25 protein-coding genes and 1 pseudogene are annotated in these 23420 nt (G+C 68.4%); 8 read left to right on the plus strand and 18 right to left on the minus strand.

The window, feature by feature from the left end:
• The first annotated feature begins 4 nt into the window (after positions 1-4).
• Positions 5-700, plus strand: coding sequence for a GntR family transcriptional regulator (locus AWC25_RS11890; protein ID WP_069401679.1), 696 nt, complete (start codon positions 5-7; stop codon positions 698-700).
• 7 nt (positions 701-707) lie between these two features.
• Here AWC25_RS11890 and AWC25_RS11895 read toward each other — a convergent pair whose 3' ends face one another.
• The 11 genes from AWC25_RS11895 to AWC25_RS26520 form a co-directional block, all read right to left on the minus strand.
• Positions 708-1148 carry an SRPBCC family protein gene (locus tag AWC25_RS11895; RefSeq protein WP_069401680.1) on the minus strand — a complete coding sequence of 147 codons (441 nt, stop codon included), beginning with the start codon at positions 1146-1148 and terminating at the stop codon, positions 708-710.
• Between the two features lie 43 nt (positions 1149-1191).
• Entirely contained in the window at positions 1192-1692 is a 501-nt protein-coding gene (locus AWC25_RS11900) for an acyl-CoA thioesterase (protein WP_085166823.1), read from the minus strand.
• Positions 1693-1739: 47 nt separating this feature from the next.
• On the minus strand, positions 1740-2657 hold the full coding sequence (locus tag AWC25_RS11905; protein WP_085166824.1) for an alpha/beta hydrolase: 918 nt from the start codon (positions 2655-2657) through the stop codon (positions 1740-1742).
• 52 nt (positions 2658-2709) lie between these two features.
• Positions 2710-3438, minus strand: a complete 729-nt coding sequence (locus AWC25_RS11910) for an SDR family NAD(P)-dependent oxidoreductase (RefSeq protein WP_069401683.1) — start codon at positions 3436-3438, stop codon at positions 2710-2712.
• Between the two features lie 114 nt (positions 3439-3552).
• Complete coding sequence (locus AWC25_RS11915) at positions 3553-4299, minus strand: HpcH/HpaI aldolase family protein (RefSeq protein ID WP_085166825.1); 747 nt, start codon at positions 4297-4299, stop codon at positions 3553-3555.
• Complete coding sequence (locus tag AWC25_RS11920; RefSeq protein ID WP_069401685.1) at positions 4296-5264, minus strand: zinc-binding dehydrogenase; 969 nt, start codon at positions 5262-5264, stop codon at positions 4296-4298. Before AWC25_RS11920 ends, AWC25_RS11915 begins: the two co-directional genes overlap by 4 nt.
• Position 5265: 1 nt before the next feature.
• Positions 5266-6441 (minus strand): cytochrome P450, encoded by a 1176-nt coding sequence (locus AWC25_RS11925; protein WP_085166843.1) that lies wholly within the window; start codon positions 6439-6441, stop codon positions 5266-5268.
• A gap of 56 nt (positions 6442-6497) precedes the next feature.
• Complete coding sequence (locus AWC25_RS11930; RefSeq protein WP_085166826.1) at positions 6498-7202, minus strand: NIPSNAP family protein; 705 nt, start codon at positions 7200-7202, stop codon at positions 6498-6500.
• Positions 7202-7771 (minus strand): hypothetical protein, encoded by a 570-nt coding sequence (locus AWC25_RS11935; protein ID WP_085166827.1) that lies wholly within the window; start codon positions 7769-7771, stop codon positions 7202-7204. Before AWC25_RS11935 ends, AWC25_RS11930 begins: the two co-directional genes overlap by 1 nt.
• Before the next feature lie 164 nt (positions 7772-7935).
• Positions 7936-9105 carry a CaiB/BaiF CoA transferase family protein gene (locus tag AWC25_RS11940; protein WP_085166828.1) on the minus strand — a complete coding sequence of 390 codons (1170 nt, stop codon included), beginning with the start codon at positions 9103-9105 and terminating at the stop codon, positions 7936-7938.
• A gap of 85 nt (positions 9106-9190) precedes the next feature.
• Positions 9191-9673 (minus strand): DUF732 domain-containing protein, encoded by a 483-nt coding sequence (locus AWC25_RS26520; protein WP_142278796.1) that lies wholly within the window; start codon positions 9671-9673, stop codon positions 9191-9193.
• A 328-nt stretch (positions 9674-10001) separates the two neighbouring features.
• Between AWC25_RS26520 and AWC25_RS11955 the strand changes: the two genes are divergently transcribed.
• Entirely contained in the window at positions 10002-10667 is a 666-nt protein-coding gene (locus AWC25_RS11955; RefSeq protein ID WP_069401690.1) for a DUF427 domain-containing protein, read from the plus strand.
• Positions 10668-10720: 53 nt separating this feature from the next.
• Here AWC25_RS11955 and AWC25_RS11960 read toward each other — a convergent pair whose 3' ends face one another.
• The 3 genes from AWC25_RS11960 to AWC25_RS11970 are packed head-to-tail and all read right to left on the minus strand — an operon-like array spanning position 10721 to position 13725.
• Complete coding sequence (locus tag AWC25_RS11960; RefSeq protein ID WP_069401691.1) at positions 10721-11902, minus strand: acyl-CoA dehydrogenase family protein; 1182 nt, start codon at positions 11900-11902, stop codon at positions 10721-10723.
• Positions 11902-12822, minus strand: coding sequence for an LLM class F420-dependent oxidoreductase (locus tag AWC25_RS11965; protein WP_069401692.1), 921 nt, complete (start codon positions 12820-12822; stop codon positions 11902-11904). The genes AWC25_RS11960 and AWC25_RS11965 overlap by 1 nt, the downstream gene beginning before the upstream one ends.
• A 12-nt stretch (positions 12823-12834) precedes the next feature.
• Positions 12835-13725, minus strand: a complete 891-nt coding sequence (locus AWC25_RS11970) for an acyl-CoA thioesterase (RefSeq protein ID WP_085166830.1) — start codon at positions 13723-13725, stop codon at positions 12835-12837.
• A gap of 161 nt (positions 13726-13886) precedes the next feature.
• Between AWC25_RS11970 and AWC25_RS11975 the strand changes: the two genes are divergently transcribed.
• From AWC25_RS11975 to AWC25_RS11985, 3 genes are read left to right on the plus strand one after another with little or no spacing between them, the layout of a single operon-like run.
• Positions 13887-14717 (plus strand): SMP-30/gluconolactonase/LRE family protein, encoded by an 831-nt coding sequence (locus tag AWC25_RS11975; protein WP_085166831.1) that lies wholly within the window; start codon positions 13887-13889, stop codon positions 14715-14717.
• A 15-nt stretch (positions 14718-14732) separates the two neighbouring features.
• Positions 14733-15551, plus strand: a complete 819-nt coding sequence (locus tag AWC25_RS11980; protein WP_085166832.1) for a thioesterase family protein — start codon at positions 14733-14735, stop codon at positions 15549-15551.
• 54 nt (positions 15552-15605) lie between these two features.
• Complete coding sequence (locus AWC25_RS11985) at positions 15606-16157, plus strand: TetR/AcrR family transcriptional regulator (RefSeq protein WP_069401696.1); 552 nt, start codon at positions 15606-15608, stop codon at positions 16155-16157.
• 21 nt (positions 16158-16178) lie between these two features.
• On the opposite strand, the gene AWC25_RS11990 is transcribed toward AWC25_RS11985, so the two are convergent.
• From AWC25_RS11990 to AWC25_RS12000, 3 genes are all read right to left on the minus strand, one after another.
• On the minus strand, positions 16179-17528 hold the full coding sequence (locus AWC25_RS11990) for an FAD-binding oxidoreductase (protein ID WP_085166833.1): 1350 nt from the start codon (positions 17526-17528) through the stop codon (positions 16179-16181).
• Between the two features lie 70 nt (positions 17529-17598).
• Complete coding sequence (locus AWC25_RS11995) at positions 17599-18342, minus strand: glucose 1-dehydrogenase (protein ID WP_069401698.1); 744 nt, start codon at positions 18340-18342, stop codon at positions 17599-17601.
• 15 nt (positions 18343-18357) lie between these two features.
• On the minus strand, positions 18358-19458 hold the full coding sequence (locus AWC25_RS12000; RefSeq protein ID WP_085166834.1) for an NAD(P)H-dependent amine dehydrogenase family protein: 1101 nt from the start codon (positions 19456-19458) through the stop codon (positions 18358-18360).
• Between the two features lie 94 nt (positions 19459-19552).
• Here AWC25_RS12000 and AWC25_RS12005 point away from each other — a divergent pair, with 94 nt between their 5' ends.
• From AWC25_RS12005 to AWC25_RS12015, 3 genes are read left to right on the plus strand one after another with little or no spacing between them, the layout of a single operon-like run.
• Positions 19553-20449, plus strand: a complete 897-nt coding sequence (locus tag AWC25_RS12005) for an alpha/beta hydrolase (protein WP_069401700.1) — start codon at positions 19553-19555, stop codon at positions 20447-20449.
• 39 nt (positions 20450-20488) lie between these two features.
• The gene (gene macS / locus AWC25_RS12010; protein ID WP_232327176.1) at positions 20489-21631 is read left to right on the plus strand and encodes a MacS family sensor histidine kinase; all 1143 of its coding nucleotides are present in this window, start codon (positions 20489-20491) and stop codon (positions 21629-21631) included.
• Positions 21624-22286 carry a response regulator gene (locus tag AWC25_RS12015; RefSeq protein ID WP_085166835.1) on the plus strand — a complete coding sequence of 221 codons (663 nt, stop codon included), beginning with the start codon at positions 21624-21626 and terminating at the stop codon, positions 22284-22286. The genes macS and AWC25_RS12015 overlap by 8 nt, the downstream gene beginning before the upstream one ends.
• A 259-nt stretch (positions 22287-22545) precedes the next feature.
• Here the strand turns inward: AWC25_RS12015 and AWC25_RS12020 are convergent.
• Positions 22546-23199: pseudogene (locus tag AWC25_RS12020) on the minus strand (acyltransferase family protein); the annotation flags it as partial.
• Positions 23200-23420 lie beyond the last annotated feature (221 nt).

Consider the following 23420-nt stretch of genomic DNA (forward strand, 5'->3'; position numbering starts at 1 on the left):
CCACGTGAACGTACCGCTACCTACGCGACCGCCGGGACGCCGGCGACAGCTGCGCCGGGCGCAGCTGTCCGACGAGGTCGCGGGCCACCTGCGGGCGGCGATCATGTCGGGGAGGTTGCGGCCGGGCACCTTCATCCGGCTCGACGAGACCGCGGCCGAGCTCGGGGTCAGCGTGACGCCGGTGCGGGAGGCGCTGCTCAAGCTGCGCGGCGAGGGCATGGTGCAGCTGGAGCCGCACCGCGGCCACGTGGTGCTGCCATTGACCCGGCAAGACATCGAGGACATTTTCTGGCTGCAGGCGACCATCGCGCGAGAACTCGCCGAGGCGGCCACCGACCACATCACCGAGGCCGAGATCGACGAGCTGGAACGGATCAACGAGTCGCTGGCGGCGGCCGTCGGCTCCGGCGACCCGGAGACGATCGCGGGCCTCGAGTTCTCCTTCCACCGGGTCTTCAATCAGGCCAGCGGACGGATCAAGCTGGCCTGGTTCCTGCTGAACGCCGCGCGGTACATGCCGGTGCTGGTGTACGCCGGCGATCCGCAGTGGGGCGTGGCCGCGGTCGACAACCACCGACAGCTGATCGGCGCGCTGCGCCGGCGGGACACGCCGGCGGTGATCGAGCACACGGTCTGGCAGTTCACCGACGCGGCCCGGCGGCTGACCGAAATGCTGGACGGCGCCGGGATTTTCGGCTGACCGGGCCTCAGCTCGCGGCCAGCTGCTCGGCGCGTTGTTTGAGGTTGTCGGCCAAGTGGTCCAGGACGTTGTTGAGCATCTGTTTGACCAGCGGTGCGGGTACGGGCATCGACGGCTCGACGTCGATGTCGACGGTCAGCAGGCTCGCGGCGCCGAGTTCGACGACGCTGAACAGCTGCTCCTGCTTCTTGAAGAGCTCGCCTTGCTGCATCACCGTCTGAATCTGGTTCGGCCCCGGGTAGTAGACGGCCTGGATGTAGACGCCCTCGAATCCTTGGTAGGCGGCGTCCAGGCGCAGCTGGCTGGGGCGGCCGTCGTCGTACCGAGCAAGCACCCAGCAGCCCGTGACGCCGTCACTCCACTCCGGGTACCGCTCGAAATCCGCGACGATCGCCATGACCGCGCCGGCGTCGGCGTCGACCTCGACGGTCTTACTCAAAACGGGCATGCGCGAAGCATAACGGGGGACGCGAAACCCGCAGCGCGGGGCGCTAACTGGGGCGTTCGGCCGACTCGTCGACGGTGGCCGTCGCCAGCACCGACCGGATGGGGACCGGGATCGGTACCGATTTGCGGCTGCTCCGGTCGACGTAGACGTGCACCCAGTGCCCCAGCGCGGTGACCGGCCGTGCCGCGCCGACGCCGGAGTCCGCCGGGGCCGCGAACACACCGAGGCGATAGGTGACGCTGCTGCGGCCCAGCCGCGTCACGGCCAGACCGATCTCGAGTCGCTGCGGAAACTGCAGTTCGGTGAAGTAGCGGCAGCCCGACTCGGCGACCACCCCCAGCGCGGGCATCGTGGTCGGGTCGAGCCCCGTGCCCAGCGTGATCCAGGCGTTGATGGCGGTGTCGAACAGCTGGTAGTACACCGCGTTGTTGAGGTGGCCGAACATGTCGTTGTCGGCCCACCGAGTGCCGACCGGCCACAGCACCGGGAAGTCGCCGCTGGTGAGCTGGTCGGGCGCGGGCGGGATCGACGGGCCGGAAGCCATGCTGGTATTCCAGCACGGCTCGCCGGGCCGCCACGGGGCGCCACGGCCTAGTGACCGTAGAAGGCGCTCGTCAGGGCGCGGCCCTGCATCGTGAACAGTTGCTCGGTGGTCGACCACTCCGGTAGCAGCGAATCGAAGCCGTGACAGGTGCGGGCAAAGACGTGCAGTTCGGTGGCGACCCCGGCGTGCAGCAGCCGCAGCGCATAGTTGACGGCTTCGTCGCGGAACGGGTCGATCTCCGCGCAGGTGATGAAAGCGGTTGGCAGGCCGCTTAATTCGCTGCGGCGCGCCGGCACGGCGGCCGGGGTCGCGGGCGTATCGCCCAAATAGTGGTGCCACATCAGTTCGGCGGCCTCACCGTCGAAGGCCGGGCTGGTGCGAAATTCGGCCTTCGAGGCGGTGGCGCGATCGTCGAGCACCGGTTGGTGCAGCAGCTGGAACATCACGGGCGGCACCGATCCGTCGGTGGCGCGCTGTGCCAGGCACGCGGCCAGCGTGGCGCCCGCGCTGCTGCCCGCCACGGCCAGCCGCGTCGCATCGACGTCGAGCGCGCCGGCATGGTCGGCCACCCACCTCAGCACCGCGATCGCGTCGTCCAGCGCGGCCGGATACGGATGCTCGGGCGCCAGTCGGTAGTCGACCGATATCACGGTGCAGCGGCCGCGGCGCGCAAGTTCGGCGCACTGGCGGTGGTCGGTGTCGAGGTTGCCCAACGCGAATCCGCCTGCGTGGCAATAGATCACCACCGGCGCCGGCGATGGCCCGCCCCGATAGCTGCGGACCGGCACCCCGCCAAGGTCGTCGTTGCCGATCGCCACGCCGGGCAGCCGACCGGCGGCGTGGCGGCGGCGCTGGTCGAACGGCCCGCGCAGCGCCGCGATGGCTTCCCGGGTGAACGCGGTGCGGGTGGTCGCGATGGCGCGCAGCGCCGGATCGAGACGGTCGGCGCCGTCGAGTTCGCTCATCGGACCGGCCCGCCCGGCCCGGCTCCGACGATGCCGACCGCCAAGTCCGGTTTCATCGAATCTGCAGGCATTGCCCACCGTCGACAACCAGTTCCGACCCGGTGATGAACGAGGCCGCGTCGGACACCAAGAATGCGACCGCATCCGCGATTTCGGTTGGCCGCCCGAGTCGCCCGAACATCGCCGTCGCGGTCAGGCGCTGCTGTGTGGCCGCGTCGAGCATCGAGGTCGCGATCGGCCCTGGGAACACCGCGTTGACCCGGATCCCGGACGGGCCGAGCTCGGCCGCCGCCGTTTGGGTCAGCCCGCGCAGCGCCCACTTCGAGGAGCCGTAGGCACAGTGCGTGGGGAAGGGACGGATCGCCCCGGTGCTGCAGATGTTGACGATGGCGGGATTCTCGGCCACTCGCAGTGCGGCGAGCGCGGCGCGCATACCCAGGAACGCTCCCAGACAATTGACCCGCCAAGCGCTTTCGAAATCCTCCGGCGTCTCGTCGGCCAGCGTGGCGCGGTGCAAGACGCCGGCGTTGTTGATCAGCACGCTCAGCCCACCGAATCGGTTCACGGTTTTCTCGACGGCGATCTGCCATTGCCCGGGACTGGTCACGTCGAGTTCTACCGCGAGCAGCTCGCTGTCGCCCAGCTCGCCGACCTTGGCCGCCACCTTGTCGGCTCGGACGTCACCGACGGTCACCGAATAGCCCTCGGCGCGAAGGCGTCTGGCGATGGCCCAGCCTTGGCCGCCCGCGGCGCCGGTGACGAGTGCGATGCGCCGGCTCATGACGATGCCACCTCGGGGCCATCGGACGGGCCGTCACGCACGCAGTCCTCGATGTGCCACGGTCAAGGGCGAGCGCGTAGCCGGCGATCAATTCGCGAATCGGGTTGTCGTCGCTCATTGGCCGGTTGCCTCGCGTAGGTGCTCGATCGCGCCGCGGCGCAGCGCCTGCGACTCGGCGGCCAGGGTGATCATCTGGAAGCCCAGCTGCGCCATAGCGTGCCCGGTTTCACCGTCATTGGCATGTATGCCGGTGACCAGGCCGGCCTGTGCGGCGACCCGATGGATGCGCACGATCGCGTTCAGCACGTCGGGGTGGCGGGCGGTCCCGACGGGCGGGTGGCCCATCGAGATCGCCAGATCGGCGGGCCCGACGTAGATTCCGGTCAGACCGCCGACCGCGCAGATCTCGGCGAGCCGGTCGACGGCCGCCGCGGTCTCGATCATCGCGAACACACTCACCCTGGCTTCGTGCGCGGCCGGGTCCGGGCCGAGGGCGGCGCGCAGGGGACCGAAACTGCGGACGCCGCGCGGCGGGTAACGGGTGGCGGCCACGGCCGCCGCGGCCTGCTCGGCCGACTCGATCATCGCGATGAGGACGGCGTCGGCGCCGGCGTCAAGCACCCGGCCGATCGGGGCCGCGTCGGCGTTGGGTAGGCGCACCACGGTGGTGATTCGGACGTGCTCGAGACAGCGCAGCAAGCCGGCGATGTCGGCGTCGTCGAGGTAGCCGTGCTGGGCATCGAAGCCCACGTAATCGTACCCGGCACGCGCGAATTCCTGCGGCCCGATCAGCGTCGGCCCGGTGATCCAACCACCCCAGATCGGGGTGGTCGCGCTGCGCACCGCGCCGAACGCGCTCACGACGCGATCGCGATCTTCACCCGCTCGGCGACCGGCCGGCAGGCCAGCTCGAAGGCGCCCTGGACGTCGTGAACGCCGAAGGTGTGCGTGAGGTAGCGGCCGAGCAACTCGGGATGGTCGGCGGCGAACTTGCCGGCGTCCTCGAGCATCCGTCGCCGGTCAAGCGTCACACCGGATTTCAGCGTCAGGTTGTTGCGCAGCATGAGACGCATGTTAACCGGATACGCCTCGTCGTCGGCGACCCCGAAGTAGAACACGGTGCCGCCGGGAGCGGCGGCCGCAATAGCATGACCCAGCGTGGCGACTTGATGTCCGACGGCCTCGATCACGACATCGGCGCGGTCGCTGGGCGAAAGCTGATCGACCCACCGGTCGCTGGTGGCCCGTACCATGTCGTCGACGCCGAAAGTTGTTGCCAGACTTCGCCGGTCGACAGGATCCACGCCGGTGACGCGGCGGGCGCCGGCCGCCTTGGCGAGATAGGAGAACAGCAGACCGATCGAGCCCTGACCGATGACCGCGACGTGCCGGCCGGCCAGGTCGGGCAGTTGCTCACACGCGTAGAGCACGCATGCCAGCGGCTGCAGCCCGACCGCCTGCGCGGGCAACAGCGCCGGATCGTAGGGCGCCAGGCCGTCGCCATGGCTGATCACCCGCTCCATCAGGCCGTCGAAACCGGAGGCCCAGCCCACCACGCGATCGCCGGGCCGGTGGTCGGGATGCCGGCTGGCGATCACCTCGCCGGCCACCTCGTGAATCGGGAACCCGTCCTTCTCCGCCGCGCTGACGCCGTCATCACCAGGCAGCCTGCCCTTGGCGCCGCGAAAGGCCGGCAGATCGCTGCCGCACACCCCGGCGGCCAAGAACCGCAGCAGGACCTGACCGTCGGTGAGCTGCTCGGCGGTCTTCTCGGCGATGGCGGTCCTCTCGAACTGATACGGCGCGACGATCCGGTAGGACCACACCTCAGACCTCCACCGGGATGCTGTTCCATCCCCACTGGAAACTGGACGGCGGCCGGGTGGCAGCCCGGCCGTTGATCGCGAAATCGGAGACTCGTCTGAGCCATTCCTGCACCAGCACAGTCACTTCCAGTCGAGCCAAATGAAAGCCGATGCAGAAATGCTGGCCGCGGCCGAAGACCAGTGAGCGGGTGATGGGCCGATTCCAGACGAACTCGTCGGGGTTTACGTACTCCCGCTCGTCGCGGTTGGCCGAGGCCAGCAGGGTGATCACCCGTTGGCCGTGGTGGATGGTCTGGCCGTGGATGGTGAAGGGCCGCCGCGCAGTTCGGGCGAACCATTGCGCGGGCGCGCAGTACCGCAGCATCTCCTCCCTGGCCACCGGCACGGTGGCGGCGGGGTCGGCGCGCACGGCGGCGCACTGCTCGGGCCGCAGACTGAGCTCCCACAGCCCGTGGGAGACGATCTTCGGCACGGTTTCGGTGCCGCCGATGAAGATGCACAGCATTTGCGTTGCGGCTTCCACGTCGGACAGGGCGCTGCCGTCGGGCAGTCGGTACCCGAGCAGACCGTCCACCACCGGCAACGGGCGCCCGGACTGGTCGGCTCGGCGCCGCCGTACCACCGGGATCAGGTATTCCAGGTAATTGGGACGGGCCTGCGCGGTGTCGACGCCCTCACCGGGCGCGGTCAGGCTCCCGGCATTGACGGCGGCCAGCACCTGCGGCGCGAGTTCGGTTGCGATGCCCAATAAGTCGCAGACCATTGAGGCCGCCACGATGCGGCCGTAGTCCTGGGTCAGGTCGAACGACCCTTGCGGTAGCAACTCGTCGAGACGCTCGTTGGCCAACTCCCGGATCCGGGCCGCCAACCCGGCGACCGAGCGGGGCCGCAGCGGCGCCGAGTGCGCTCGCCGGATCTCGCTGTACAGGTCGGTGTCGAACACCGCGTGAAAGGGCAAGGGGTGCAACGGCGGATCCTCTACCGGCCCGCTGTTGTGCTTGGCCAGCACCGCCGCGGAGGGCAGCGTTCCCTCCGACGCCACGAAGGTTCCGTCGTTGAGCTCGAGCACCTGCCAGATGTCCTCGAACCGGGACAGCGCGAAGGTGTCCCATTGCGGCATGTAGTAGACGGGATACCGGTCGCGCAGAATTCGGTAGTACGGCAACGGGTTTGCCATCACGTCCGCGTCGAACGGATCGTAGGCGAAGGCCGGGTCCGCCGATGTCGGTGCGGTCACTGCAGGGGTGAGGGCGGTAGGGCTTGCAGGATCGAATCTTCCCAGCCGTCGCGCAGGGCCGGCGCCACGCTCATCCAGGTGACGATCTCGGCCGGCGGGCTTTCCTGCCACGACGGGTAGTGGTTGGCGAAGCACTCCCAGCCGCCGTCCAACGCCCAGTAGTGGATGACCTCGTTGTAGCGAAACGTGGTGGTGAACGAGCCCAGCCAGCGTTTGCCGGTGCGCTCCGACCACGGTACGTAGAGGCGCTCCAGCTCGCGGATGTAGTCGTCTTGGCGGCCCGGCTTGGTCTGCATGATCTCTTGAATCACCAGTGGCGCAGTGAAATTGGCCTCGCGCAGCTGTGTCAGGGTCTTGTTGCTGGGGCCGGGATACATGATCCGTCCCTCACCGGAGGCGCCAATCTCGGTCAGATAGGCCGACCAGTTGCCCGCCGCGGACTCGTGACTTCCGCCTCGGGACTGGGCCGCGCCGATCCGCGCGTAGTCGGCGAACCCGTCGATCTCCCAGATGATCGTCACCTGCGGCCAGTGCCCGTTGTACGGCGTGGTTTCCCAGATCGCAAACAGCCGCGCCCCGAGCTGATCCATCATCGGTCGATAGGTATCGGCGAAGACCTCAGTGAATCGGTCGCCGGATCCGCAGCCCAGCGAAATCGTCTCGTGCAGGTAGAGCAGGGTGTGGCGATAGTACTTCTTCATCAGTCCAGCCGGACCGGATCTGACCCGGGACCCGCGCTACTCGCTTCGCACAGCAGCGTCTCGGTGGGTTCGACCAGGGCGCAAGGGATCCCGGCCGCGGCCAGGGCGTAGCTCTTGAATCGTTGTGCCGCCGCGCTGAGCACGTGCTGGGCCCGTGTCATGCTGCGGTTGACACCCAATGGCCACCCCTGGCCCCACAGGGCGACCTCGGTCAGGCGGTCGTCCAGCGAGGCGAACACTCGGTCACGTACCCGTGGATCCGCGGCGAACGCCTCGGCGCTGACGGCCAGGGTCTGGCTCGGGGACTCGGTCACCTCGTCGTCGGAAACGGAATCGGCCACCCGGAGGCCGAGGATGCGCAGCGGCCGAGTATCGCAGCTGCCGGGCAACAGCACGGTCACCTCCCAGCCCGCCATGCTCCGGTCGTAGAGCCATCCGCCGGCCGCGTGCACGACGTCGACGGCGCTCGCCGCGACCACGTCCAGGCGGTAGCGCAGGCATTCACCTCGGCTGGCCGGCACGGCACCGGCGTGCCTGCTCGGGCTGATGTCGAACGTCGGAGTGACCATCGAATCCGTTCCTCACCGCCACACCGAGGAGTGCGTGGGCTCCAAGGCAGCTGCAGCGCTTGTCATGGGCTCTGAAAAGGGCTGGCGCCGCCTCACACCCGGTGACGCGGCTCACCGCACAGCGTGACACTTCGGTCGGATTTTGTAAAGGTTCTGCGGAGCAGTCAGCAGTCGCGTCGGGCCTTGAGTTCAGCCAGGATTTCCTCGGTGTGCTGGCCCAACTGCGGGGCCACGGCGCGGGGTGCCCACGGCGTGCCGTGGAAGTCCGCCGGGGTCGCGACCATGGCGACACCGGCTTCGCCGTCGGGCACGTCGACGATGCCGCCAGCGGCGTGAAACTGCTCGTCGGCCACCACGTCTTCTAGCGAATTAATCGGTGACCAGAAGAAATCCGGTTCCGTCGCGAACGTCTCGGCCCATTCGTCCAGGGCGCGGGTCGCAAAGATCGCGTCCAACTCGGCGATCAGCTCGGGACCGTTGGCGAACCGGGCCTGCGCGTCGCTGAATCTCGGATCGTCGATCCAGTCGGGCCGGTTGACCACACGGCACAGCGGCGGCCAGTGCCGGTCGCCTTCCAGGCCGACGATCCAGAACCGCCGACCGTCGCCCGCCGCGTAGTTGTTCATGCACGGATTGCCCATCGTTTCGCGCTCTCCGACTGCGATGGGTTGACCGGTCAGCAGATAGGTGTTCAGGTCGAAGCTCACCGTGTAGGCGCCCTGGCGGTACAGGGAGGTGGTGACCAGCTGCCCCGTTCCGGTGCGTTCGCGGGCGAGCAGCGCCGCGCAGATCGCCGCGGCCAGCGTCATTCCGGCCGAGTGATCGCCCATGCCGCCACGCTGGAACGGCGGCGTCTGGCCGGGCCGGGTGAGCAGGTGTGCCAGCCCGGCCCGCGACCAGAATGCGGCGACGTCGTAGGCGGCGCGCTCGGCGTCGGGACCGGTCTCCCCGTACCCGGTGATCAGGCCGTAGACCAGGCGGGGGTGGTGCGCGGATAGCGATTCGTAGTCCAGGCCGAGACGGTGCAAGGCGCCGGGACGGACGTTGGTCACGAAAACGTCTGCCTCGGCCAGCAATTCGAAAGCGATGCCTCGGCCCTCGTCGCTGGTGAGGTCCAGCACGATGCTGCGCTTGTTGCGGTTGTCCATCTCGAACGGCGGGTTGAGGCCCAGGTCGCAGCCCAGCATCCGGCCGAACATCCGTCCCGGATCGCCGGCCGGCGGCTCGATCTTGATGACGTCGGCGCCCCAGTCGGCCAAAATGGCACTGGCGGCCGGACCAGCCACCCACACTCCGAGTTCGACGACCTTGAGGCCTGCTACCGGTCCTGCCATGGCTATGTTCCTACTCCGTGCCGTCCCTGTCGCCGTGCTGCGGGTCGGTGCAGCGCGGGGACAGGGGTGACGAGCGTGGGAGTGATTAGAGGCCCGGCCACGGGCCCAGTGGCGCCGGATTGGCCGCCGGAGCCTGGTTCAGGACGGGCAGGCCGGGAGTGCCACCGAACCCCGGAGCGCCACCGAGACCAGGCACGCCACCCAGGCCCGGGGCACCGCCCAGGCCCGGGGCCCCGCCCAGGCCTTGCAACCCAAACGGCATCTGGCCGTTGGCTAGTGAGGCGATCATACCCGGGCACTGTGACTGAATCGCCATGCCGGCGACCATGCTGACGATGCCGGGCGGAAGACCGGAGCTGCCGGACAACTGCGAGGCGATGGACGCCAGGGTGGCGCCCGGCTTCACCAGCATCGGACAGATCGACTGTCCGATCGCGGTGAGCGAGCCGGTGGGCGGGTCGGCGTGCGCCGGCCCGCCCGCCCCGACCGCGGATAGTCCCAGTGTCAAAGCGAGCGCCGGAACCGCCGCCCCAACGGCGGCGCGGCGGCGGTTGGTCAGTGCTGTCATTCGTCCCCCCGGTTAATTGTCAAGAATTGCTAACTGCATTCATTTCGCTTCGATAACAATGGGGGTTTTTTGTCACGTTTACGACACGTTTAGGTCAAGCTTTGTGATCTGCCTGTTTCCTTATCGTTGTCTCAAATGCATTGCTTCGCTTTGTTATTTGCTGCAAGCCGTCAATATGTCCCCGTTCACCCACGCGGCGTCTGTGCGGCATTTGCACATTGCCCATATCGAGACGGCGGCAACCACCGATGTCGGTTAGGGCCTTATTTTTCGAAGCTTTTCCGGGCGGCCCCGCTGCGGCCGTGGCTGACGCCTTAACCTGGGCATCATGAGTTTGGTCGCCGGACATGGCCCGCTCAGCCGCGAACCGGCCGGGCGGTTTTCTCCCCCGCTGCCTGGCGAGGTCGTCTATATCGAGCCGCATCCGCGCCGCGTGCAGGCGCTGCGGGGCGGGCGTCCGGTGATCGACACCGAGGAAGTGCTGCTGGTGCATCGGCGGGGGTGCCCCCTGAGCTACCTGTTTCGCGCCGAGGACGTCGGCGATCTGCCGGCCGAACCCGAGCCGGCGGCACCGGGTTTCGTACACGTGCCGTGGGACGCGGTCGACACCTGGGTGGAGGAAGGCCGCGAGCTCGTGCACTACCCGCCCAATCCCTACCACCGGGTGGACTGCCGGCCGACCACACGCCGCCTGCGCGTCCGGCTCGGGGGCACCACGCTGGTCGACACCGACGACACCGTCATCGTGTTCGAGACCGCGCTGGCCCCGCGACTCTATGTGCACCCGTCACGTGTTCGCACCGAGCTGCTGCGCCGCTCGCAGACGGTGACCTACTGCAACTACAAGGGTCACGCGACGTACTGGTCGGCGGGCGAGGTCGAGGACGTCGCCTGGAGTTACCCGGATCCGCCGCCGGAAAGCCTTCCCATCAAAGGGTTTTTCAGCTTCGATGAGTCCAAGGCGGAGGTAATCGCGCAGCTACCCGCTTCTTGACACCGCGAGACTGCGACAGGCGACGCATTTCGCCCGAGCAGGGACGGCGATAGTTACCGTCTCGCGGCAGGACTGGGGCGGCCGAGCTTCAGCTCGTGCTGGGCGATCATGTTGCGGAACACCTCCAGGGTGCCGCCGTAGATCCCGGCGGGTACACCGTGGCGGAAGATGAACTCGATGGCCCCATTGTCGGCGGAACCCGTGGTGTCGGTGGGCAATGCCGACGCCGTCCCAAGCATGTCCATCAATTCCGGCGACACCTCGCGCATGGTCTGGATCAGCGCCACCCGTCCGTACATGCCCGGCGTCGACAGCGCCGCCTCGATTCGCGCCAAGCTGCGCCCGAGCCGGTACTTCGTCGACTCGTCGTCGATTGGGCGCCGCCCGTCGGTGTCCGGTGCAGACAGCACCGCGGCAACCCCATCGGCCGCCTCGGCCATCAAGTTGCCGTGCTCGGACATCATCGAAATGTTCTGCAGCCCATGGGTTTGCGGTTCGGCGATGCCGTGCTCGGCGTCGAGGGCGAACCGCATCACCGTCCAGCCCCCGTTGACCTCGCCGATCCGGTGGTGATCGTCGACCCGCACATCGCTGTAGTACACGATGTTGGTGCGGTCTCCGTCGAGCGTGCGGATGCCCTGAATCTCGATGCCCGGCGAATCCAGGGGCACCAGAAACATGGTCAGGTTCTTGTGCTTACGTCCCTGCGGGTCGGTGTTGGTGAGCAGGAAGACGTACTGGGCGTTCTGCGCGTTGGAGGTGAACATCTTCGACCCGTTGATGACCCAGCCGTCCCCGTCCCGGACGGCCCGGGTCTTGCACGTCGCGACGTCGGAACCGCCCTCGGGTTCGGTGTAGCCCAGGCACAACCGGATTTCGCCGGCCAGCACCCCCGGCAGCACCGCGTCGACGAGTGCGGGAGCCCCGAATTGCTTGACCAGTCGCGCGACGACGGCGGTGGTGCCCCAGTGGTACCAGGGCGTGTGGGCCCGACCGATCTCGAGGTGAAAGATCCGCCGGCGCACCGGATCGAATCCACCTTCGGGTTCTAGCAAAAAGTCCGAGGAAAGATAACCCGCTGCGCCCAGCGCCAAATGTACTGGCTCGCTGAAGTTTTCACCCGTCTCGCGGTCTCGCCGGCGCACCTCGTCGGTGACGTGTTCGGCGACGAACGCCCGGGTCTGGTCGAAGAACTCCTGTTCCTCGGGCGAGAGTTCGACACGGGAGAAGTCCATCAGATCGCGTCGATCACCAGCGTGCGGAAGCGGTCCAGGGTCTCCAGCGCGTGCGCCATGCTGTCGCCGGGCAGGTGGACGCTGACCCAGCTGACCCCGAGTTTCGCCAGTCGGTCCAGGCCGTCGAGGTAGGCGTCGGCGTTGAACCCGTCCCCGGTCGGGCTGCCGCCGTCGAAGTTCGTGAAGGTGATGTCGACTGCCGCGAAGTCCCGGCCCGCCGCATCGCAGCGGCGCCGCAGATCGTCGATGCCGGCGGCGAGTGTGTCCACCGAGTCGACTACGGCGGTGCCGGCGGTCTGCGCCAGTTGCAGCGCGGCGGGGAATGGGCACCAGCCGTCACCGTACTGTGCCACCCGCTGGCGTGCGGCGGCGGTGTTGCCGCCGATCCAGATCGGCGGATGCGGGCTGCTCAGCGGCCGGGGGTGCGCGGTGATGCCGCGGGCGCTGAAATGCTTTCCCTCATAGGTGATGTCGTCGCCGGTCCAGATGGACCGAATCACCTGCAGGGCCTCCTCGAACAGCTCGGCGCGCTCGTCGTAGCTCACCCCCAACGCCGCGAACTCGCGTTTGAGGTAGCCCACGCCCACCGCGAGGGTGAACCGACCGCCGGAGAGCAGGTCGAGGGTGGCGGCGGATTTGGCGACCACGAACGGGTTGCGGTAGGGCAGCACGACAATGTTGGGAATCAGCCGCAGCGTCGAGGTGGCCGCGGCCGCGAAAGCCAAAGCGACAAAAGGATCTAACGCGTCATGCCCGCCCGCCTCCAACCATCGCTGCGAGGGCGCCGGGTGGTCGGTGAAACCGAAGCCGTGAATGCCGGCCGCCTCGGCCGCCGCGGCCATCTTGGCGATGCCATCCGCGCTCACCAGCTCCCGGTTGTACGGGTGGCTGTGCATCGGGTGCGTGATGGTGAAGTGCATCGCGAGCCGGGTTCAGAAGCGGGCGCGCGCGTCGATCGCGGTGTCGCTGGTGCGCAACGGGCGGATCAGCGCCTCTTGCGCGAAGGAGCAGAGCAGGTCGCCCTGTTCGGCATGTACGGTGCCGCGCACGTAGGACATGCCCGCGCCGACCTGGGTGCTCTCGTGGCTGTAGAGCAGCCAGCCGTCCCAGCGCACCGGCTCGTGGAAGGCCACCGAGATGCTCATCGGGGCGGTGGACACGGTCAGATGGGCTTGGGCCGTGCCGATACCCGGATGCGCCCGCATCGTGGTGGAGATGCCCAGATGCCCGGTGAAGTAGGCCAGCAGCGCCTTGGCCAGGTCGTCGCGGGCAGGGACGGGGTCATAGTGCAGCCACGCATAGAGCTCCGGCGGCCCGATCTCGTCGGGGCTGTTGACGTCGACGACGTCGACCAACCGCAGCTCCCGCCCGACCATCGGCATCGGCGAGTGGTTGGCGTCGGCGGGAGCGGCGACATCCGGACGAGGCAGGTGGTGGCGGATGACGTCGTCGGTCGGGACGTCGGCCAGCACGGTGACGCTCAGGCAGCGCCGCCCGCTCTGGTGCACGGCGACCAGGGCGGTCGCGGTGGACCGGCCCTCGGCCACCACGTCGAGGACGAGTTCGATCGGCGGGCCGACGACCACGGCCCGGGAAAACACGGCGTGCGCCGAGCGCACCGACTTGTCCGGGAATCTCTTGGCCACCGCGACGATCGCCTGGGCCAGCACCTGCGTGCCCTCCACGACCTGACGTTCGTCGCCGCCGGCGATCCCGGTGTCCGCGGTGAACCGGTCGTCCCCGGCGCCCTGCACGTCGAACAGATCCAACAGGCCCTGCACCGTCCACTCGGTCTGCTGCGATTCCTCGGACGCTCTGGTCAACTCGGCTCCATTCCTCGTCGGCAGCTCATCGCACAGCGTGACACTTTGGCCCAGATTTGTAAAGATTGGCTAACAATGGGAGGCGGGGCGGGCGCTGGCATCGGATTGACATCGACGCCGCGGTTGCATGACACTTCTGCGGTGTTTTGTAAAGTGAGCCGATGATCCCCGAGCAGCTGGCCAACGGGTTCTGCTTCGGCGAAGGCCCCCGCTGGTTCGAGGGCCTGCTGTGGTTCTCCGATCTGCTGGGCGAGGCGGTCCACACCTCCACCCTGAGCGGCGCGTTGACCACGCTGCCGCTGCCGGGCCATTCCCCGTCCGGGCTGGGTTTTCGGCCCGCCGGGTCGCTGCTGATCGCGTCCGCCGAGGACCGCAAGGTATTACGTTACGACGGCGAGACCATCGTGCAGATCGCCGATCTGTCCGGCCTGGTCCCGGCCAACCTCGGCGACATGGTCGTCGACCACCTGGGGCGCGCCTACATCGGCTCCCAGGCATTCACCGGCGGCGTGATCGTGCGGCTCGACCCCGGCGCCGACGACCCCGCTGGCGTCACCGTCGTCGCCAAGGACCTCGACTTCCCCAACGGGATGGTCATCACGCCCGACCACCGGACGCTGATCGTTGCCGAATCGATCGGCCGGCGACTGACCGCGTTCACGATCGACGATGACGGCGCCCTACACGACCGGCGGGTGTTCGCCGACGGCCTGGACGGCCCGCCCGACGGGATCGCGCTGGACGCCGAGGGCGGCGTCTGGACATCGATGACGCTGGCCCACCAATTCCAGCGGATCGTGGCGGGTGGAACCGTGACCGACCGCATCGACATGGGCGATCGCGTCGCCGTCGCGTGCGCGCTGGGCGGCCCCGACCGCCGCGTCCTGTTCCTGCTGTCGAGCACCGACGCCTATCCTCAGCGGCTAGTGGGCACCCGGCTGTCGCGGCTGGACGCCGTGCCGGTCGCCGCGCCCGGCGCCGGGTTGCCCTGAGATAGCGAGAAAGACGTGACCGACTCCTACTACGAGCTGATCGACACCGACGCACTCGGCGAGAAATTCCGGGCGACCGACCTGGCGCGCGGCACCTGGTCGGCGGCCATCCAGCACGGCGGGCCGGTCTCGGCGCTGCTGGCCCGGGCGCTGGAACGGTGCGAGCAGCGCGACGACCCCCGCCTGTCGCGCGTCGTCGTCGACCTGCTGGGTGGGGTACCGGCCGAGGGCGACCTCTGGGTGCGCGCGCAGCTGCAGCGGCCCGGCAAACAGATCGAGCTCCTCACCGCCGAGATGCTGGCCCCCGGGCCCGACGGCGAGCCCCGACCGGTGGCGCGCGCCAGCGGGTGGCGGCTGCAGCAGCAGGACACCCAGGCAATCGCGCACGGCGCGGCCGAGTCGCCGCGGCCGCGGACCGACGCCCACAGCCGCAACCTCAAGGCCCGCGAGTGGGACCGCAATTACGTGCACAGCCTGGATTGGCTGTGGTTGACCGAACCGCTGACGCCCGGCGCGGGCGAGTCGTGGATCAAGCCGACGGTCGACCTGGTCAAGGGCGAGACCATGACGCAGCTGGAACGGTTGTTCGCGGTGGCCGACTGCGCCAACGGCATCGGCAGCAAGCTCGACATCACCAAGTGGACGTTTCTGAACACAGATCTGGCGGTGCACGTTTTTCGCGTCCCGGACGGAGAGTGGGTCGGTATTCGCGCCGAGACCAGCTACGGGCCGGACGGCATTGGCACGACCGTCGGCACGCTGCACGACGAGCAGGGCGCCGTCGGCGCCATCCAGCAATCGGTGTTGGTGCGCCGCCGACCCGGGTCGGCCTGACGTGGGGGTGCAAGCGCCGTGGCTAGTCCGGCAACACTTCGTAAAGTTTCTGATATGACCCACCCGGCGCAGGCCCTGGCCGTCACCGATACTGACACGTCGACGCGTCAGCGGATCCTGTTGGCCACCGCCGAAGTGCTCGGCCGAAACGGCAAGACCAAGCTCAGCCTGTCCGAGGTCGCCGCCCAGGCCGGGGTCTCCCGGCCCACGCTGTACCGCTGGTTCGCCTCCAAGGAGGAGTTGCTGTCGGCGTTTTCCCAATACGAACGACAGCTTTTCGAAAGCGGTCTGGTCAAGGCCACCGCCGGGCTCAAAGGGTACGACAAGGTCGACGCCGTGCTGCGCTTCATCGTCGACTACCAGCACTCCTACTCCGGGGTGCGGATGGTCGACGTCGAACCCGAGCACACCATTGCCCAGTTCTCTCATGTCATCCCACAGATGCGGGACGGGTTGCAACGGCATTTGCCGGGTCCCAACGCCGCGGTGAAGGCGGCGACAGTGATCCGAATCGCCATCTCGCACTACATCGTCCGCAGTGACGACGCCGAGCAGTTCCTGGCGCAGCTGCGCCACGCCGTCGGCATCAAGCCGGCCGCCGACTGATTTTTGCCGCGACGGCATGCATTAGGCGAACAGCACCGCCGCGTTGAGGTAGCCGGTCGGGTCCAGCGCCGCCTTGACCGACCGCATCGCGGCGACATCCGTTGAATTCCTTGACATTCCGAGGTAATCCCGCTTGCGGGTGCCGACGCCGTGTTCGGAGCTGACGTTGCCGCCGCACCGCGCGATTAGGTCCATCATTGCCCCGTACAGCCCCTGCTCCTGGTCCAGCGGGACGCGCAGCACGTTGAGATGCAGATTGCCCTCACCGACGTGACCGAACAGCACCGGCACCGCGTCGGCGACCCGCTGGTGAATCAACGCGACCGCCTGCGAGGCGAACTCGGGGATCGTCGCCAGCGGCAACGACACGTCGAACTTCAGCGGCGGCCCGTACACGCCGAGCACCTCGGCAAGCGATTCGCGGACCCGCCAAAGACGTTGCTGGGCAGCAATATCCACACCCACCGCCGGCTCCGACGACATTGGGACGTCGGTTAGCAGGTCGGCCAGCCGATCGGTCTGGTCGTGGTCGGCGGCCAACTCCACCAGCAGCAGCCAGTCCGCGTCGACCGGCGGGCTCATCCCGAGATGCTCGGCGGTCAGCGCGCCGGCCCGGCCGTCGATCAGTTCCAGTGCGGCGATTCCGTCGACGTCGCGGAAGCTGCGTCCGGCATCGATCAGCGCCGCGAGGTCGGCGAACCCGCAGACCGCGGTCACCCGGTGCGACGGCGTGGGATGCAGTCGCAGGTCCAGCGCGGTGATCACGCCGAGCGTGCCCTCGGCACCCACGAACAGAGCCGGCAGATCGTATCCGGTGTTGTCGCTGCGCACCAGGCTGTGCCGGCGCAGCAGCGATCCATCGGGTAACGCCACGTCCAGGCCGACGACCTGCTCACCCATATTGCCGTACCGGACGGTGCGTAGGCCGCCGGCATTGGTCGAGGCCATGCCGCCGACGGTCGCGGTGTCGCGCGCGGCCAGGTCCACCCCGAACACCAGCCCCGCCGCCGCGGCGGCATGCTGCACCGCGGCCAATGTCGCTCCGGCACCGACGGCGATCCGGCGCTCGACGCTATCGACTTCGCTTAGCCCACAGAGGCGTTCGGTGGACAACAGCACGTCGTCATGCTCCGGGACGGTGCCGGCCACCAGCGAGGTGCGACCGCCCTGGACGGTGACGTGGGCCCCGGCGTCGCGGCACACCCGCAGCACCTCCGCGACCTCGTCGGCTGACCCGGGCCGGACCAGCATGCTGGCGTGCCCGCGGTAGCGGCCGGTGTGGTCGAGGCTGCGCCCTTCCAGCACGTCCGGATCGGTGACGACGTGGTTCACTCCGACGATTCCCGTCAGTTCCCCAAGGCTGGCTGGCATGTTCGCGGTTATAGCACCGCCCCGCCGGCGCGGCACAGCGCCGTGCCCCGGCACGCCTAAGAACAGGCGCCTAGAACAAGTCCTTGTGCGGGACGTCGGTGACCAGCCCGCCGTCCATCACGAACTCGCTGCCGGTGGCGTAGGACGACTCGTCACTGGCCAGGAACAGGATGAACGTCGACACCTCCCGCGACTCGGCCGGGCGGCCCAGCGGGATGGTCACCATGTCCTCGGGCAGGTGCTTGGTCATCGGGGTCTTGATGAAGCCGGGGTGCACCGAGTTGACCCGGATGTTGTGCCGGGCCAGCTCCAGGGCGGCGGACTTCGCCAGGCCGCGCACCCCCCACTTGGACGCGACATACGGGTGCACCATGGGCGCACCGCGCAGGCCCTCGATCGAGGACACGTTGATGATCGAGCCGCCGCCCGCGGCGATCATCGGGTCGACGGCCACCCGCATGCCCAGGAACGTCCCGGTCAGGTTGACGTCGATCACCTTCTGCCACTTGGCCAGATCGAAGCTCTTCAGCGGTCCGAGCGCGACGGTACCGGCATTGTTGACCAGCACGTTGAGCTTGCCGAATTCGCCGACGGCGGTTGCCACCGCGGCATCCCAGTGGTCGGGCTGGGTCACGTCCAGGTGCACGTAGCGCACCGAGTCGCCGATCTCGTCGGCGACCGCCTTGCCCTCGTCGTCGAGGATGTCGCCGATCACCACTTTGGCACCCTCGGCCGCCAGCAGCCGCGCATGCTCGGCACCCATGCCGCGGGCGCCGCCGCTGATCAGTGCAACCTTGCCGTCTACCCGTCCCACCAGGTCTCCTTTCGATTAAGTGGACACCAAAGTGCTTGGTGCGTAAAGGCCATTGCCGGTGACCAGCGGCAGGTCGAGTGTGGTCCGGATACCCGGCGGTGCCGCGATGACCGCCGGGATCGCGTTGACGATGCGCCCCGCCGCCCCGGCGATCGCGGCATGGTTGTGGTCGCCCTTGCGGCTGCTGGGAATGATGTCCACAGCGTAGGACGGCTCGCCGGTGATCTCGACGCGGTAGGAGCCGTCGCCGGACGCAGGCCGGGGCAGGTCGGGCCGCAAGTCGGGGCGCAGCCGGGTGACGTGCTCGATCACGATCGCGGGATGGCCCTTGACCATGCCGCGGATCTCGAATTGCAGCACCGCGACCGTCCCCTTGGCCACGTGGCCGACGGCGATGTCGAAGTCCTCGGGCGCCGGTTCGCGCTGGTAGGACTCGGTGATCTCATCGACCTCGATACCCAGACCGGCCGCCAGCTGCCGGATCGCAGTGCCCCAGGCGATGCTCAGGATGCCCGGTTGCAGCAGCATCGGGATCTCATCCATTGGCCGGGCGAAGCCCATGTAGTGCATCACCTCTTGGCCGTCGTAGCTGGCGTAGTCGTGAATTTCCATGCACCGCACCTGTTCGATGCGCTGACACGTCCCGGCGAGGGCGAACGGGATCAGATCGTTGACGAATCCCGGGTCGACGCCGCTGATGAAGATACTCGAATTCCCTTGCCTGGCAGCATCTTCCACACGGCCGATGTACTTGTCGGGCATGACGCCCCACGGGTACTGCAACAACCCGGGCGAGGATCCGACGACGTTGATGCCCGCGGCCAGAATGCGCATCACGTCGGCCATCGCGTCGGGCAGGCGGGTGTCACCCATCGCGCAGTACACCACGCACTCGGGTCGCTCGGCGATGATCGCGTCCAGGTCGTCGACGGCCAGCACCCCCGTCGTGATGCCCTCGTCGAGGCCGACGCCGCACAGTTGCCCGGCGTCCTTACCCACCTTCTCCGGGGTGGACACGCACACGCCGGTCAGGTCGAACTGTGCATTGGTGATCAGTTCGGCCAGGGCCAGCCCGCCGACATTCCCGGTACCGACGTGCGCGACGCGGATCGCCATGGCCGCCTCCGTCCCTTCAACCCCCGCGAAAACTTTTCTAGACAGTAGTCCATAACTTCCGGGTGGCCTACCCGCCGGGCAGAATCGACAATCGATGACTCAGCGCGAAGATGTGCAGTTCACGTCCGGCGGCGACCGGATCAGTGCCTGGCTCTACCGCCCGGCCGGCGCCGCCGCGGCACCGCTGTTGGTGATGGCGCACGGGCTGGGCGCGGTGCGCGCCATGCGGCTGGACGCCTACGCCGAGCGGTTCAGCGCGGCCGGCTACGCCTGCCTGGTGTTCGACTACCGCAACTTCGGCGACAGCGAGGGTGCGCCGCGCCAGGTCCTCGACATCGAGATGCAGCTCGCCGACTGGGCCGCCGCGGTGGGCTATGCCCACACCCTCGACGGCGTCAACACAAATCGAATCGCGTTGTGGGGCACGTCTTTTGCCGGCGGTCACGTGATCGCCACGGCGGCCCGGGTGCCGGGCATCGCCGCAGTCGTCGCGCAGTGCCCGTTCACCGACGGCATCGCGTCGGGGCGCGCGATCATCAAGCCGTTGACCACCGCGCGCATCGCCGGCCGCGCGATCCGCGACGTGCTGGGCGCCCGGCTGGGTCGTGCCCCGGTGATGGTGGCCACCGCGGGCCGGCCCGGTGAGGTGGCGTTGATGGCCACCCCCGACGCCTACCCGGGTTATCTGCGGCTGCTGCCCGAGGGGGTCGAGCTGCGCAACGAGGTCGCCGCCCGCATCGCCTTGCATGTGTTCAGCTACCGACCCGGTCTGCTCACCCCGAAAGTCAACTGTCCCATCCTGTTCTGCGTGTGCGAACACGACTCGGTGGCCCCTGCGGACGCCGCCTTGCGCCACGCCGCCAAGGCCCCGCGCGGTGAGGTGCGGATCTATCCGGAAGGGCATTTCGCGATTTATGTCGACGACGCGTTCGAGCGGGTGCTCGCCGACCAGCTCGCCTTCCTGGACAAGCATTTGAAATCTCCGACATAGTCGTCGAAGAACACCGCGGGCCCACCTATGCTGGGCGCGATGACCCGCACCGAACCCGATGCGACTGCGCCGCTGTGGCGCGCGGCGCAGGTGTTCCGGCTGCTGAGTTGCCTTTACGCGCTGGGCTTCCAGATCGCGATCAACCCGGATCTGCGCCGGCCCGCCCTGGGCTGGGCGCTGTTCGCCGTGTTGCTGGGCTGGAATGCGGTGTGCGCGTACGCCTACCTGCGCGGGTTCGGTCGCAAACCGGGATGGGTGATCGCCGAGATCGTGGTCGTCCTGCTGCTGATGTGGTCCAACCGGGTGGTCACCTACGGGACTTGGGCGGCGGATAACCAGACCTGGCCGACCACGTTGTGGGCCAGCAATCCCACGATCTCGGCCGCCATTCAATTCGGTCCGGCCCGCGGCATGCTGACCGGGCTGGCCGTGATGGCCACGAATTTCGCCGTCAAGAACTACTTCGATCTCAACCTCGGCCACAATGCCACGATCATCGTCGAGTTGGCGATCGGCATGGCGATCGGTATGGCCGCGCAGACCGCGCGCCGCTCCCACGACGAGTTGCAGCGGGCCGCCCAGCTGTCTGCCGCGGTGCGGGAGCGCGAGCGGCTGTCCCGACAGGTGCATGACGGCGCCATCCAGGTGTTGGCGCTGGTGGCCAAGCGCGGCCATGAAATCGATGGCGCCACAGCAGAATTGGCCGACTTGGCCAGCGAGCAGGAACGCGCGCTGCGGCGCTGGATCAGTGCGGCGGCCGTCGACGAGATTGGCGATGCAACGACGATCGATCTGCGTACGCTGCTGCGCCGACGGGAGTCCGACGGCGTGTCGCTGAGCCTGCCGCCGACCGCCGCACTGTTGCCGCGCTGGGTGGCCACCGAGCTGGACGCCGCGGTGGGCAACGCACTGGACAACGTGCGAGCGCACGCGGGTGCGGGCGCGCGGGCGTTCGTGCTGTTGGAAGACCTGGGCGATTCGGTGGTGGTCACCGTGCGCGACGACGGCGTCGGCATCCCGGCCGGCCGGCTCGCGGAGGCGGCCCGGCAGGGCCGACTGGGCATTACGAAATCGATTGTGGGGCGGCTGGATTCGCTGGGCGGCAGCGCAACATTGCGCAGCGCGACGGGTGCCGGTGTGGAGTGGGAGCTGTGCGTGCCACGCGGGGACCGCGATGGCTGAGGACACCGCCACCACGGTCATGGCGGTCGACGACCACCCCATCTGGCGCGACGCCGTCGCCCGCGACCTGGCCGCGGACGGCTTCGATGTGGTCGCCACCGCCGACGGCGTGGCCGCCGTGCGGCGCCGGGCCGCCGCGGTCCAACCGGACGTGGTGGTGATGGACATGCGGCTGTCCGACGGCACCGGTGCGCAGGCGACGACGGAGGTGCTGGCGGTGTCGCCGGCGTCGCGGATCCTGGTGCTGTCCGCCTCCGACGAGCGCGACGACGTGCTGGACGCGGTCAAGGCCGGGGCGACCGGATACCTGGTCAAGAGCACCTCGCGGGCCGAACTGACCGAAGCGGTGGCAGCCACCGTGGCCGGGCGCGCCGTGTTCACCCCGAGCCTGGCCGGGCTGGTGCTCGGCGAATATCGGCGCATCGCACAGAACAAGGATTGCGAACCCACCGGCCCCAGCCTCACCGAACGGGAGACCGAGGTGCTACGGCACGTCGCGAAGGGGTTGTCCGCCAAGCAGATTGCCGAACGGCTCTCATTGAGCCATCGCACCGTCGAAAACCATATCCAGGCGACCTTCCGTAAGTTGCAGGTCGCCAATCGTGTGGAGCTCACCCGCTACGCCATCGAGCACGGCCTGGATGGCGAGCCCTAACGCACCCGAACGCGACGTGAAACCGCCAGCGCCGCAGTCCCTGTCGCGGTAATGAGCGCGGACGCGGCGATGGTTCATGCGAACGGCACGGTGGGTAGCCCGGCCATCGTCTTGCCGAACACGAGCGGCGCTGGAACGATCCCGCTGACCAGCAGCAGGCCGGCCAGCAACGGCGGCGCGCAGGCCACCATCGTGACCCAGATGCCGGTGCGGCGACGGGCCAGTAGCATGATCGCACCGGCGAACATGCCGGCCGTCGTCCGCGGCGGTACGCGACCCCGAACATCGCGGGGATGAGCCACACCGCCAGGTTCAGATAGCCCAGGGCCGACGCGGCCGGCCAGTGCAGCCGGACGGCGTCGACCGCGGCGATGCCCGCGTACACCACACCGACGCCGGCGCCCAGCCGTCCGCGGGTGGTGATCCGGTGCAACGCCGGCATCGCGGCCAGGACTAGCACATAGGCGCCCAAAAACCAGAGTAGCTGAATGCTCACCCCGGCCACCGGCTCGTAAATGTGTTGGGGCAAAACGGGATACAGCACGGTCAGGGCGGCCGCCCAAAACCCGAGGTAGTAGAACACCGGCCGGAACAGCCGGGTGCACCGCTTCATCAGCCAGCCGCCCCAGTTGGTGCCGGGACGCCAGGAGGACAGGCACGCCGCGGCGCCCGCGAAGAAGAACAGCGGCATGATCTGGAAGATCCACGTCAGCGCCCGAAACACCGGCGAGGTGGTGAGCAGGTTGTCCCAGATGAGTACGTGGTTGGCGATGATGCTGATCGCCATCACGGTGTGGCCGGCCACGACGCCGACCAACGAGACGATGCGGATGACGTCGAGGGCGCGGTCGCGGTCGGCCGGCGTGCGTGCCGCCAGCTCGGCGGGGCTCGGAATTCCCAGTGCTGTGGTCATGGCGAAAGCATGGTTGACCAGCGGCGGGGAGCACCCGCGCAGAACTACGCGTCAGCGGTGCGTACTTTTACTCAAAAGCGGCGGTCTACTCAGCGGCTTTCCGGCTAGGAGTCTGCTGAATTATGCACGTTGGGGGCGGGGTGCCTCGCGGCGCTTGTTGGCGCTGATTTGAAGTCAGACCCTGGGGTCGACAGAAGAGGTCACCCCGCCGTTTCTCAGCG

This window comes from Mycobacterium sherrisii, from assembly GCF_002102355.1.
Lineage (GTDB): Bacteria > Actinomycetota > Actinomycetes > Mycobacteriales > Mycobacteriaceae > Mycobacterium > Mycobacterium sherrisii.